Source organism: Acidovorax sp. 22279, from assembly GCF_052045435.1.
Classification (GTDB): Bacteria; Pseudomonadota; Gammaproteobacteria; order Burkholderiales; family Burkholderiaceae_C; genus Acidovorax; species Acidovorax delafieldii.
Map to the genome: position 1 here is coordinate 254,531 of NZ_JBQEOV010000004.1, position 13,850 is coordinate 268,380.

General features: G+C 65.8%; 10 protein-coding genes. All 10 read left to right on the forward strand.

Annotation, left to right across the window (positions count from 1 at the left end):
- Positions 1-186: 186 nt before the first annotated feature.
- Positions 187-1,314, forward strand: coding sequence for a glycolate oxidase subunit GlcE (gene glcE, locus ACTJKQ_RS07455; RefSeq protein WP_440596474.1), 1,128 nt, complete (start codon positions 187-189; stop codon positions 1,312-1,314).
- 43 nt (positions 1,315-1,357) lie between these two features.
- Positions 1,358-2,167, forward strand: coding sequence for a YoaK family protein (locus ACTJKQ_RS07460; protein WP_056742209.1), 810 nt, complete (start codon positions 1,358-1,360; stop codon positions 2,165-2,167).
- Between the two features lie 41 nt (positions 2,168-2,208).
- Entirely contained in the window at positions 2,209-3,462 is a 1,254-nt protein-coding gene (gene glcF / locus ACTJKQ_RS07465; RefSeq protein ID WP_121941681.1) for a glycolate oxidase subunit GlcF, read from the forward strand.
- Positions 3,463-3,591: 129 nt separating this feature from the next.
- Positions 3,592-4,545, forward strand: coding sequence for a ProQ/FINO family protein (locus tag ACTJKQ_RS07470; protein ID WP_440596475.1), 954 nt, complete (start codon positions 3,592-3,594; stop codon positions 4,543-4,545).
- 244 nt (positions 4,546-4,789) lie between these two features.
- Positions 4,790-5,281, forward strand: a complete 492-nt coding sequence (locus ACTJKQ_RS07475; protein ID WP_440596476.1) for a GyrI-like domain-containing protein — start codon at positions 4,790-4,792, stop codon at positions 5,279-5,281.
- 22 nt (positions 5,282-5,303) lie between these two features.
- Entirely contained in the window at positions 5,304-5,948 is a 645-nt protein-coding gene (locus ACTJKQ_RS07480; RefSeq protein ID WP_056742202.1) for a glutathione S-transferase family protein, read from the forward strand.
- Positions 5,949-6,007: 59 nt separating this feature from the next.
- A complete protein-coding gene (locus tag ACTJKQ_RS07485; protein WP_056057237.1) occupies positions 6,008-6,745 on the forward strand; it encodes a helix-turn-helix transcriptional regulator in 738 nt (245 codons plus the stop codon).
- 328 nt (positions 6,746-7,073) lie between these two features.
- Complete coding sequence (gene tssI / locus ACTJKQ_RS07490) at positions 7,074-9,623, forward strand: type VI secretion system tip protein TssI/VgrG (RefSeq protein ID WP_440596477.1); 2,550 nt, start codon at positions 7,074-7,076, stop codon at positions 9,621-9,623.
- Between the two features lie 65 nt (positions 9,624-9,688).
- Entirely contained in the window at positions 9,689-10,120 is a 432-nt protein-coding gene (locus ACTJKQ_RS07495; RefSeq protein ID WP_056057242.1) for a DcrB-related protein, read from the forward strand.
- Between the two features lie 143 nt (positions 10,121-10,263).
- Positions 10,264-13,850 (forward strand): DUF6531 domain-containing protein (locus tag ACTJKQ_RS07500; protein WP_440596478.1); only part of this gene is annotated, 3,587 nt, incomplete at its 3' end.

A 13,850-nucleotide genomic window follows, 5' to 3' on the forward strand; every position in this document is an offset into this window, starting at 1 on the left:
CTCTGGTTACTTCAGCCCGCCGACCACCGGCGGGCTTTTTTCGTACCGGTGGGTGACGCGTGTGGGACTGGCGCGCCAGGGGGCCAAAGGCCCCATGGCATCCGCCAGTCCTTTGCACGTCCGCTGTTCAAAAAATTCACGCCCCCTGCATGCCGTGCGGCGGACCGCTGCCGCTACGATGCACGGATGGACTTTTCCCTCGCCCCGATCACTGAGCGCGTGCGCGCTGCCGCCGCCGACCAGACCCCGTTGCGCATCCGTGGCGGGGGCACCAAGGACTTCCATGGCCTGGCGCTGCACGGCGAGGTGCTGGACACCCGGGTGCTGCGTGGCATCGTGAGCTACGAGCCCAGCGAGCTGGTCGTCACCGTGCGGGCCGGCACCCCGCTGGCCGAGCTGGAGGCCGCGCTGGCCGAGCAGGGCCAGTGCCTGCCTTTTGAACCCCCGCATTTCGCCAAGCCCCTTTCGGGTGCTGCCACCGTGGGCGGCATGGTGGCGGCCGGCCTGTCGGGCCCGGCGCGCGCCAGCGTGGGGGCGGTGCGTGACTATCTGTTGGGCGTGACCCTGCTCAACGGCAAGGCCGAGTTGCTGACCTTTGGCGGCCAGGTCATGAAGAACGTGGCGGGCTATGACGTGGCGCGCCTCATGGCCGGTGCCTGGGGCACGCTGGGGCTGCTGACCGAAGTAAGCCTCAAGGTGCTGCCCGTGGCCCCCGGCGAGGCCACGCTCCGGTTCGAGGGCATCAACCAGGCCGATGCGTTGCGCAAGCTGCACGCCTGGGGCGGCCAGCCGCTACCCCTTAACGCCAGTTGCTGGGTGCAGGACGAAGGCGCAGGCACCCTGTATGTGCGCCTGCGCGGCGCCGTGGCGGCGGTGGAGGCCGCGTGCAAGACCATGGGTGGCACGCGCATGGACAACGCCACCGTGGCCGCTGACTGGACCGCCTGCCGCGAGCAGACCCTGCCGTGGTTCGCCGACCGGGTCACGCGCCCCGACCACGCCCTGTGGCGCCTGTCGGTGCCCGCCACCGCGCCGGTGCTGGCCTTGCCCGGCGGCGTGCAGCCCCTGGTGGAATGGCATGGGGCGTTGCGCTGGGTGCAGGCCCCCGAGTCCGCCGGAGACGCGCTGCGCGAAGCCGCCCGGGCGGCGGGTGGGAGTGCTTCTCTTTTTGTAGCTGTCGAGGCAAATAAATCCGGCGCCAGCGGTGCTTTTGACTTGCAATCCAAGGCGCTGGAGCAAATCCACGCCCGCCTCAAGCACAGCTTTGACCCTGCCGGCATCTTCAACCCCGGCCGCATGGCGCGGGCCTGGTAGGCAGGCCAACCCCCCGCTCACAGCCACCACCGCCACCCTGGCCATGCGACGCCTTTTTCACCTCACCGGACACCACCGCACGGTTGCGAGCAACCAGGTGCTGGGCCTGCTGTTGGCGTTCAACGCCGGGGCGGTGAATGCCGGGGGGTTTCTGGTGGTGCACCTCTACACCTCGCACATGACGGGTTTCCTGTCGTCGCTGGCCGACAACCTGGTGCTGGGGCAGATGAAGCTGGTGCTGGGCGCCGTGGGCGCGCTCTGGGCCTTCATGTCGGGGGCGGGCACCACGGCCATCATGGTCAACTGGGCGCGCCAGCGCAGGCTGCGCAGCACCTACGCGCTGCCGCTGCTGCTGGAGTCCGTGCTCATGCTGCTGTTTGGCCTGGTGGGCGCCATCACCCTCAGCTGGCCCACGCCTTTTGCGGTGCCACTCACGGTGCTGCTGCTGTCCTTCATCATGGGCCTGCAGAACGCCACGGTGACCAAGATGTCCTCGTCCCAGATCCGCACCACCCACATGACGGGCGTGGTGACCGACCTGGGCATCGAGATGGGCAAGATGCTCTACTGGAACCGCACAGGCACCGCGCCCGAATCGCAGGTGCGTGCCAACCAGGCCCGGCTGCGGCTGTTTGCCGGGCTGGTGGGCATGTTTCTGGTGGGCGGCATTGCGGGGGCTGCGGGCTTCAAGCACGTGGGCTTTGTGTTTGTGGTGCCGCTGGCGCTGGTGCTGCTGGCCCTGTCGCTGCCCCCGCTGTGGGCGGATCGTGCCCGGCTGCGCCAGCCCTGGCGCAAGGCGCTGGCGCTGCAGGCGCCGCACGATCCGCCGCTGGACCCGCCGACAGCGCGCTGAACCGGCCCCCTCTTTTTTGTTCCTTCGCCCAGGCATGCCCGATGCAGACCCAGCTCTCCCCTGAATACCGCGCCCGCGCCGATGGCCTGGAGGCCGAATCCATCCTGCGCAAATGTGTGCACTGCGGCTTCTGCACCGCCACCTGCCCCACCTACCAGCTGCTGGGTGACGAGCTGGACGGCCCGCGCGGCCGCATCTACCTCATCAAGCAGGTGCTCGAAGGCGCCGAGCCCACGCGCAAGACCCAGATGCACCTGGACCGGTGCCTCACCTGCCGCAACTGCGAAAGCACCTGCCCGAGCGGCGTGCAATACGGCCACCTGGTGGACATCGGTCGCAAGATCGTCGATGAAAAAGTGCCCCGCCCCGTGGGCGAAAAAGCCCTGCGTTGGGCGCTGAAGGAGGGCCTGCCTTCGCCGCTGTTCGCCCCTGCCATGAAGGCAGGGCAAATGGTGCGCGGCCTGCTGCCCGAGGCGCTGAAGGCCAAGGTGCCCGCACCGCAGGACGCCGGCGCCTGGCCCACGCGTGAACATGCGCGCAAGGTGCTCATGCTGGCGGGCTGCGTGCAACCGGCCATGATGCCGAACATCAACACGGCCACCGCCCGCGTGCTCGACGCGGTAGGCATCCAGACCGTGATCGCATCCAAGGCGGGCTGCTGCGGCGCCGTCAAATTCCACCTCAACGACCAGGCTGGCGGCATGGCAGAGATGCGCGCCAACATCGACGCCTGGTGGCCGCTGGTGGCCGCAGGTGGGGTCGAGGCCATCGTCATGAACGCCTCGGGCTGCGGCGTCACCGTCAAGGAATACGGTCACATCCTGAAGGACGACCCACAGTACGCGACCAAGGCCGAACGCATCAGCAGCCTCACGCGCGACCTGTCGGAGCTGCTGCCCGCCCTGCTGCCCGAGCTGGCCACCAAGCTGCAGGGCAGGGTCAACCAGCCGGACACCCTGTACGCCTACCACCCTCCTTGCACGCTCCAGCACGGCCAGAAGCTGCGCGGCGGGGTGGAGGCGCACCTGAACCAGCTGGGCTTCAAGCTGCGCACCGCGCGCAACGATGCCCACCTGTGCTGTGGCTCGGCGGGCACCTATTCGGTGCTCAACCCCGACCTGTCCTACCAGCTGCGCGACCGCAAGCTCGGTGTGCTGGGCGAGGCCTTCGGCAACCAGCCGCCCGACATGATCCTGTCGGCCAACATCGGCTGCATCACCCATCTGCAAAGCGGCACGGGGACGCCTGTGCGGCACTGGGTGGAGGTGCTGGACGAGGCCCTGCGCACGGGTTGACGGCTCGTTGGGCGAGACGCGGGGCCCTCACGGCGTGCGCCGGAATCTGGCCCATTTGGTGCCTGTAGCCCCGAGGCTGGCATGATCGAGGGTTTTGTCGCCTCTCATTTGCCCCCGAACTGCACCGCCATGACCGACTCCGTGTCCGCACAAGAACAACCCCAAACCGCACCCGTCGCGCCTGTAGCGCCTGCCGCTCCCCAGGCAGCGCCTGTGCCGACCGAGGCTGCTGCGGTCGCCGTGGCGGCCTCTGAGCCTGCTGCGTTGGCTGAAGCCGGCGCTCCCCAGCGGCGCCAGGACGGCTCGCGCCGGGGCGGCCGCAACCGCCGCAAACCCGAAGGGCGCCAGGCGCCGCAGGGCCGTGCGAGCGCCGACGGTGCGGCGGACGCTGCAGCGCCCGCAGGTGGCCCGGGCGCAGGCACGCGCGCGCCGCAGCGCGTGCACCCCGCGCTGGAGCAGCTGGCAGGGCTCTACCCCCACCTGTTTGGCGCCGTGTTCCGTCCGCTCAAGCGCGGCATCTTCCAGGACATCCTGGCGGCCCACCCCGAGCTGTTCGAGCGCGAGGCGCTCAAGGTGGCGCTGGGCCTGCACACCCGCTCCACGCGCTATCTGCAAAGCGTGGCGGCAGGCGATAAGCGCCACGACCTGCAGGGCCAGCCTGTGGAAGACATGGCCCCCGAGCATGTGCACCATGCGCTGCTGGAGGTCTACCGCCGCAAGAAGGCGCGCGCCACCGAAGACCTGCTGCCCAAGTTGCGCAACCGCATGATGGCCGCGTTCGAGGCCTCGGGCCTCACCCGCGAGGCATATACCCAACTGGTGTTGAGCCGCGACGAAGCCGCCAACGCCATCCTCGAAGAAGCCTTTGCCGAATGGTCGGCCCGCAACGCCAAGGATGAAGCCTTGCTGCGCGCCTTTGAGGCCAGCGGCCAGACCCTGGACGCCTTTGCCGATATGTACGGCATGGTGCCCCGCACGGTGGGGCAGCAGCTGGAGCGCGCCCGCCGGCGGGCGGCTGCTGCAGCGGCTGCGGTATCTGCTGCTCCCGCCGTAGAGTCTGGCGACTCCGCCGCCGCAGCCTGACCGGCCCGTGCTGAGCTGAGCTGAGCGGGGGGCGGCACAACGCTCCCTCTGCCCTCGCTGGTCATGGCGTGCTGGCAGCGGCTTCCGTCATCTTCTCGTCGGCCGAGAGAGGACCCTGCGGAGTGGCTCCGTCTGCGTCGGCGCGTGGCACGGCTTGTTGCAATGCTGCAGACAGGCTACTGACACCATGTTGTCAGCAGCCGGGCTGCACCATGCCGGGCCCGACACAGAGAGGAGCTTGACCATGACAACAACCCCCACCATGACCCCGGTTGCCGCGTTTCATGTCACTGGACTGACGGTACGCACCCGCAACCGCGACGAGATGGACCCCGCCACCGCCCGCATTGGAGGTCTCTGGGACCGCTTTTTCTGCCAGAGCTGGGAGCGCAACCTGCCCGGCCGTGGTGAGGATGGCCGCATCTTCGGCGTCTACAGCGACTACGAATCCGACGAACACGGCGCCTTTGATGTCACTGCTGGCGTGGCCGTGCCACCGCCCGTCACCTCGGTGCCAGGGGCTGTGCAGATCGCGGTGCAGGCGGGCGACTATCTGGTGTTCCAAGGCCACGGCACAATGCCGCAGATGGTGATCGATGCCTGGGGCGAGGTCTGGCGCTACTTTGCGGCCCACCCGCAAGTGCCACGGCGCTTTGGCACCGATTTCGAGCTGTATGAAGGCCCGGACCGCGTGGCCATCCATATCGGCATCGCCCCCAGTGCGCCCCGCGCATGACCTGAACGAACCAGGAGCCTCCATGAACACATCTTCTGCCGCCCTGACGTTCTACACCCACCCCATGTCCCGAGGCCGTACCGCGCGCTGGATGCTGGAAGAGTGTGGTGTGCCCTACGACACCGTGCTGCTTGAATACGGCACCACCATGAAGGCTCCCGACTACTTGGCCATCAACCCCATGGGCAAGGTGCCTGCACTGCGGCATGGGCAGGTGGTGGTCACCGAGGTGGCGGCCATCTGCGCCTATCTGGCCGACCTGTTCCCCGACAAATCGTTAGCCCCCCCTGTGGGGACACCTGCCCGCGCTGCGTACTACCGCTGGCTGTTCTTTTGCGCCGGCCCGCTGGAGAGCGCCGCCACCGCCAAGGCGCTGAACCTGCTGGCACCCGCCGAACGGGCGGCCATGGTGGGCTACGGCAGCTACGCCGATGTGATGAACACCCTGGAGCAAGCCGTGAGCCAGGGCCCGCATCTGTGCGGCGACCACTTCACGGCCGTCGACCTGTATGTGGGCGCGCACCTGATCTGGGGCATGCAGTTCGGCACCATCGAACGCCGCCCCGCGTTCGAGCAGTTTGTGCAACCGTTCAGGCAGCGCCCCGCGTTTGTGCGCGCCTCCCAGATCGACGACGCGCTGGCGCAGCAGAGCAAAGGCCATGGCTGAGTTCTGCGTCCTGACACTGCCCATCTGGTCGGCTGCAGCTCGCCCCGGGGGGCACGTTCATGCGCCGCGCTGACCGCCTGTTCCAGATCGTCCAGCTCATCCGGGGGCGGCGCCTGTCCACCGCCGCCTTCCTGGCCGAGCGGCTTGAAGTCTCGGCCCGCACCATCTACCGCGACGTGGCGGACCTCCAGCACCAGGGCGTGCCCATTGAGGGCGAAGCCGGTGTGGGCTACCGCCTGGGCGCGGGCTTCGATCTGCCGCCGCTGATGTTCAGCCAGGGTGAAGCCAATGCGCTGGTAGCTGCCGCCCGTCTGGCCCAAACCTGGCTGGATGCCGGGCTGGCCCGAGAGGTGGAAGGCGCCCTGGGCAAGATCCTGTCCGTGCTGCCCCCCGCCGCGCGCGTCGCGGCCGAGGCCCAGGCCCTGTATGCCCCGCCCGTCGGCCTGGACCCGCGCGCCCAGGCCACCCTGCAAGCCCTGCGCGAGGCAGTGCACAGCCGCCACGTGGTGCAGGTGGACTACGCCGACGTCAACGGCCGCCCCAGCCTGCGCCGCCTGCGCCCGCTGGGCTGCTTTTACTGGGGCAAGGTCTGGACACTGTCGGCCTGGTGCGAGCTGCGCAATGACTTTCGGGGTTTTCGCATCGACCGCATTTCTTCCATCACCGTGCTGGACGAGCAGTTCCGGCAGGAGCCCGGCAAGACCCTGGCGGACTTGCTGCGCAAGGTGGAGGGGGAGATGGAGGGGAGAGCGGTGGAGGGGGGTGATCCTCAAGCGGCGCCGTCGGCAATGGCCTGATGCCGTGCCTCCAATCGTTTTCGATGCCGAGCTCAGCCTTGGCAGAAATGTCGTGGCAAAGCGCCTCGCGATGATCCTGATGGGCGGCCTGCTGCAAATGACATGAGCCTTGTTTCAAAAAGAGTTGGACAGGAGTTGTTCATTACCACAGGTGCCTTTGCCGATTTTCTTTCTGTTGCAAGATGTCTTGAAGATTCCTGATTGGTAACCGAAGTTACTTTTTGCGTTAATTTCGCCGTATTAACGGCGCCTTCTGTCAAAAGAAAATACCTGCCTGCAGCTATCATCCGCCGCACTTTGCACTCATCGGCCGGACAGTCTGCAGCACATGAAACGTCGCGTCACCATTCAAACGCCTCTGGGCGACCAGCTCAAATTCAGGCAACTCCAGGGTATCGAAGAGATCAGCCAACTCTTCACCCTGGACGTGGACTTGCTGAGTGAGAGCAAAAGTGTGGATCCCAAGGCGTTGTTAGGCAAAAACGCCACCATCGTTGTAGAAACGGAGGGCGGTGGCACCCGCCATATCGACGGCATCGTCACCCGGTTTGGCATGCAGGGGCAAGACCACCGCATGTACTCCTACCGGGCGCGGCTCAGCCCCTGGCTCTGGCTGGCAACCCGTAAAAGCGATTTCAAGATATTTCAGAACAAAACTGTTCCAGAAATCATTGAAGAAGTTCTGGGTAAATATGGTTATCCCCTCGATAAAAAGCTGACGCGTAGTTATCGTGCCTGGGATTATTGCGTTCAATACAACGAAACTGATTGCCAGTTTGTTTCTCGCCTCATGGAGCATGAGGGTATTTATTATTACCACCAGCATTCAGCAGGACAACACACGCTCACGCTGGCGGACGACATTGTGGCGTCGCACAGCCCTTTGCCAGACGCAGCCTCAATCCCCTTTTATCCCCCTGAAAAAGCTGCCATCGCTGATCGCGAAAGCATCTATGCGTGGGAGTTGGCGGAGGAAATCAAACCGGGTCGGCATTACAACGACGACTACGACTTCAAGAAGCCCAAGGCAGATTTGTCGAACATGCGCAAAGATCCCCCGGGTCACGCGCATGACAGCCACGAGATCTACGAGTGGCCCGGTGGCTATACCGAATATGGAGATGGCGAGGCGTATGTGAAGGTGCGCCTCCAGGAGAACCTGACTCGCCAAAGCGTCGTACAAGGTAAATCCAGCTGCCGCGCGCTCACCCCCGGCTACACCTTCAACCTGGAAAACTACCCGCGCGAAGACCAGAACCAGCAGTACCTCATCACCTCGGTGCAATACCATTTTCAGGAGAACCCTGAGGTCAGCAGCGTAGCCAAGCCCACGCCTAAAACCACCAAGGATGAGGTGGGGTCCATTCAACGGTTTGTGCTGAAGGCGCAACCCACCAGTTTGCCGTTCACCCCACCCCGGGTCACGCCCAAGCCCCGTAGCCAGGGCCCCCAGACGGCTGTGGTGGTGGGCCCGCCTGGTGAGGAAATCTGGACCGACAAATACGGACGTGTGAAGGTGCAGTTCCACTGGGACCGCATTGGCTCCATGGACGAGAACTCCAGCTGTTGGATCCGAGTGTCGCACCCGTGGGCGGGCATGAAGTACGGCGGTATCTTCACGCCGCGCATCGGCCAGGAAGTCATCGTGGACTTCCTCAACGGCGACCCCGACTATCCCATCATCACTGGCCGCGTCTACAACGCAGACCAGATGCCACCGTGGGAGCTGCCCAAGCACAAGACGCAGTCCGGCTTCCAGACGAACTGGAGCAAAGGCGGCGGCGGCAAGCACATGCTGCGGTTTGAGGACCAAAAGGGCATCGAGCACATCGAGCTCTCCACCGACCATGGCAATACGCACCTGCACATGGGTTACCTGATGAACCAGAGCACCGAGGCCAAGCGCAGCTATGGCTTTGAGCTGCGCACCAATGAGTGGGGTGCCATCCGGGCGGACAAGGGGCTGCTGATCACGACGTATACGCAGGATTTCAAGCAGAAGCTGGCGCACGACAACCCGGACGGCTTCGACGGCCTGGGTGAAGGCCTGGCCAACACGGCTTCGCTGATGGAGGAAGCAGGCGAGGCCGTCACGGCCATGAACGGTGCCATCGAGTCCATCAATGGCCTCAAGACATCGCACATGATGGAGCTGAGTTCGGGAATCGCCGCGATGACCGGCGGCAAGGCTGCCATGGCCACCTTGTCGAAAGCGGCAGCTGCCATTGCTGCGCTCGCCGGCGACGGAGGAGGGGGTGGTGCAGGGGCGGAAACGCTCATGCCCACGAATACCGACCCGGCGATGCCACAGTCGCAGGCGCTGCGAGAGCTGTCCAAGGACATCAGCAAGCCGGTGGTTTCCATCGTGAGCCCCGAAGGGCATTCGATGATCAGCCCCAAGCCCATCGTGATCAGTTCGGGGCAGAGCGCCTCCATGCATGCCAAGCAGCACATCACGCTGTCCAGCGGCGCGCAGCTCACCCAACTGGCCAAGAGCGGCATGCTGACCCACGTGTCCGAAGGTGGTCAGCGCAACACCGTGTCCAAGGGCGACATCGCTTCGGAAGCCCAGACGGGCAACATGAACCTCACCGCCCAGCAGAACATCACCCTGGCTTCCAAGCAGGACACCGCCACCGTCGTCGGTGACCAGAACGTGAACATCCAGGCCACGAAGGATTCCGTGCTGGTGAAGGCGGCCAAGCACATCAGGTTGCAGGCGGGCGAGAGCATTACGCTGACCATCGGTGAGGGAGAGGGCGTCGCTTCGCTCAAGCTCACCGACAAAGGCGAAGTCGTCATCAAGGGCAAGAACGGTCTGATCAAACTGAGCGAGTTGCTGGACGTTCACGGGGCGCCCATCCAGCTCAACTGCTGAATCACCCCCCTACGCAGCGTACCTTTTCGCCAGCACGACAGCCATCTCCACCAAAGAACCTTCGCATGCAATTCCACCTCAACGAAGGCAGCTTCACGCTGCCCGACGGCCTTCGGGACAACAGCATGAACATGCTGCTGACGGGCCACAGTGGCCTCGATCTGAGCCTGATCATCACCCGGGACAGGCTTGAGCCTGGCGAATCCTTCGAGGCCTTCGTCGACCGCCAGATCAAGGCGGTGACACTGCAGGTCAGCAAGTTTTCCATCCAGGAAAAACACGCGCAGAAGGCTCCCGACAGGGACGACACCATTGCCGTGGAACTTGCCCAGCAGTTCACGCAGAACGGCCAGGTCATTCACCAGCGGCAACGCACGTGGCTGCTGCCCGACGCCGCCAGCGTGCTGGTGCTCACGGCGGCGTCTGCCGCGCCCATCACCGACGCGCAGAAGAATGCCTGGCTGGCCATCTGCGCAAGCTTCCAGCCGCGCCACTGAACCAGGCAGCGCCGGGTTGCGAGCCCGCGTCCCGGCAGTCGCTCCGACGCGCATCGACGGACCTCGGCACTCGTTGGCGCCGCAGTTCCCCGTAGCGCAACCCGGCAGCCGCCTCACCCCTCGTTCCACGACCCCCTTCGCCCATGAGTCAGTTTCCACCCGCGGCCCGACTGGGCGACCCCATTGCCCACAGCAATGCCAACGCACGCCTGCTGGCCAAGGTGGTTGGCATAGCCGCAGGCGCTGCCGCGCTTGGTGCGCTGTGCGCTGGAACCATCGCGGCCGGGGTGACAGCGGGTGTTGCAGCCGTCGGCACCGTGGTCACGGGCGGGCTGGCGGCGCCGATCCTCGCGGGAGCCGTCGTGCTGACCGGAGCGCTGGCCACCCTCGCTGTCAGCATGGCGGGGGGCGCTATCGGAGAAAAAATTGCCGATTGGCTGGTCCCTGAAACCTGGGATGTGACCGGGGCCATCACGACCGGCTCACCCGATGTGTTCGTCAACAGCATTCCCGCTGCGCGGGCCACCAACGCGGTACCGCTGGACGAAGTGGTTTGCGGCAAGCACACCATCACGCCCGTGAACCTGATCGCGCAGGGCGCTGCGGTCGGACCCAAGCAGACCGTCATCAATGAAGCCCTGGCTGCCCGCAAGGGCGACAAGGTCGTGTGCGGGGCCACCATTCATGCAGGCTCGCCCAACGTCTTTATTGGCGGGGCTCCTGAGACGGTGCGTGACTACGACGACGAGGTCAATTCACTGCTGCGGGCGGCACTATTCATTGCGGAGGCCCGAAATCTGCTGAAGAACATCAAATGTCTCTGGAAGCTGGTCAAGGATCCGAAGGCGCTCGTCAAAAACGCGGAATGCATGTTGAAGGCTGCGCAAGCCGCAGGCTCAGCGGCCATGACCGTGCCGGCCATCCTGGGCAACCCTGTGCACATCGCCACGGGCGCCAAGCTCCTGGCCGATGGGAGCGATCTGGATTTCGTGCTGCCAGGCGTGCTGCCCGTGGCGTGGCAGCGCATCTACAACAGCCTGGACGAGCGCAGCGACGGCCCGCTGGGCCGCGGCTGGAGCACACCTTACACGGTGCAGCTGCACCTGGACCACGATCCGCAGGGCCGGCCCGCCGTCACCTACTACGACGCAGATGGGCGCGACATACAGTTCACCCGCCCGGCGCCGGGGCAAGGCCTGTTCAGCGTCGCTGAAGGGATCGGCGTGCTGTGCAGTGAAGGCGGTGACTACGTCGTCGTCACAGCCGAAGGCATGTACCAATGGTTCGGCCAGGCGCCCGCCGGGAGCGTGGGTGATGCTGCGGCGGTGGGCGTATTGCACCTGCAGCGCATCGAGGACCGCAACGGCAATTATCACGCGCTGCGCTACGGTGACCACGGTGTGCTCACCCATGTGGCGGACAGCGCAGGCCGGCTCCTGGAGTTTCTGTATGTTCCGGGCACTGCCCGGCTTCAGCAGATTCATCTGCGCGTGGGCGCCGATGGCGAGGCTCCGCAGGCGCTGGTGAACTACTGCTACGACGCCGCAGGCCAACTGGCCGAAGTGAGAGACCGCGCAGGGCAGACGACGCGCAGGTTTACCTATGCAAATGGCCGCATGGCGAGCCACCAGCTGCCCGGTGGCTTGCTGTGCAGCTACGAATGGCAGGAGTTTGCCCAAGGCATCGGCAATCGCCCTGGCCCCCATGCGCGCGTGGTGCGGCACTGGACGGACGACGGCGAAGCGTATGCCTTTGAATACGGCCTGCATGGCGACGGCAGCGGCAGCACCCAGGTCACCGACGGCCTGGGCCGCTGTCAGCAGTGGCACTGGAATACCGACCACGAAATCACCCGCCACACGGACGCTCTGGGCCACACCACCACGCAGGTGTGGGGCACCACCAAACAGCTGCTGGGCCATACGGATCCGCTGGGGCGATCCACCACGTACACCTACGACGACGCTGGCAACCTCACCGCAGAAACGGACGCCCTCGGACGCACGCACCGCCAGCGCTGGAGCCCCGGCCCGGCCAGTCTGCTGGTCGCGACGGAAGACCCTGGCGGCGGAACCTGGCGCTACCAGTACGACGACCACGGCAATCTGGTGGCGGAGACCGACCCTCTGGGCCACGTGACCCGCTACGCGAACGACGACCGAGGCCTGCCCGTTCTGGTGACCGATGCCCACGGCGGGCGCAAGCAGCTGCGCTGGGATGCCAGGGGCCTGCTGACCGCCTACACCGATTGCAGCGGCAAGACCACCCGTTACACGTACGACGCGCAGGGCCACCTTCACCAGGAAATCGACGCCCTGGGCCAGTCCACCGTTTTCGAGCGCGACCCGCTGGGCCGGCTGTTGCAGCTGACCCTGCCGGACGGCGCGCAGCACCAGTACCGCTACGACGCGGCGGGCCAGTGCGTGATCGCCACCGATGCGCTGGGCCATACCACCAGCTACAGCTACAACCAGCGCGGCCAGCTGACTGGGCGCTCCAAAGCGGTTGGCGCACTCACCAGCAACATCCAGCTGGGGTATGACGCGGCACGGCGCTTGTCGGCGCTGGTCAATGAAAACCGCCAGGCGTACCGGTTCGCTTACGACGCGGTGGACCGCCTGGTGGCCGAGACCCGCATCGACGGCACCCGGCAAGTGCTGCACTACGATGCAGCCCACCAGGTCGTCGGCGTGACTGAACACCCCATGCCCCAGGGCCAGGGCGACGCCGTGCCGGGCCACGCCGAGGTGCAGCCCATCCACACCCAGTTGGTGCGCGATGCTGCGGGCCAGCTGGTTCAGAAGAACGTCTACACACCCGGTGCGGCCGCGCAGGCGGGCGCAGCCGCAACGCAGGCGCCGCCCGAGCTGCAAGCCCGGATCGACTATGCATACAGCCCCACCGGCGACTTGTTGACGGCGCAACACAGCACGCCGCTGGGCGAAGTCGTTGCACAGCACACCTGGCAATACGACGCTTTGGGCCAGGTACTGCAGGAAACCGCAGGGCACGCCGTGCAAGGTAAGCAGCGCAGCAGCGCGCTGCACCACCAATACGACGCATTGGGCAACCGCATCGGCACCAGGCTGCCGGACGGACGCGCGCTGAACCACCTGTACTACGGCAGCGGCCACCTGCACCAGATCAATTTGGACGGTGCCGTCCTGGCCGACATCGAGCGCGACGACCTGCACCGCGAGGTGCTGCGCACGCAAGGCCGCCTGGCCAGCCGTTTTGCCTACGACCCGGTTGGTCGCAAAGCGGCGGCCTGGGTGCGGCCAGCCATGCTGCGGGTAGGGCGCGGCATCGGCACCGACCCAGGTGTCGATGGCCCGTGGAGCCCCCACAGCGCGGACTGGAGCCAGCGCTTGGAGCAGCGGCACAACGCCGAAGACGTGCTGCTCAAACGCTACAGCTACGACAGGAACGGAGAACTCACCAGCGTGGAGCACAGCCAGCAGGGGCACACCCTGCACCGCTACGACCAGGGCGGGCGCATCACGCAGACGCTGTCGAACCAGCCTGAGCGCAACGAACGCTTCCACTACGACCTGGCGGGCAACCGCATCAGCGCGCTGGAGGAAGGCAGCCTCAGCAGCCAGGGCCGAGGCTGGGTGCAAAACAACCGCGTCAAGGTGCTGCAGGACAAGCGCTACGACTACGACGGCTTCGGTCGGCTGATCAGAAAACGCATAGGCAGCCACACGGAGCAGCACTACCGCTACGACCA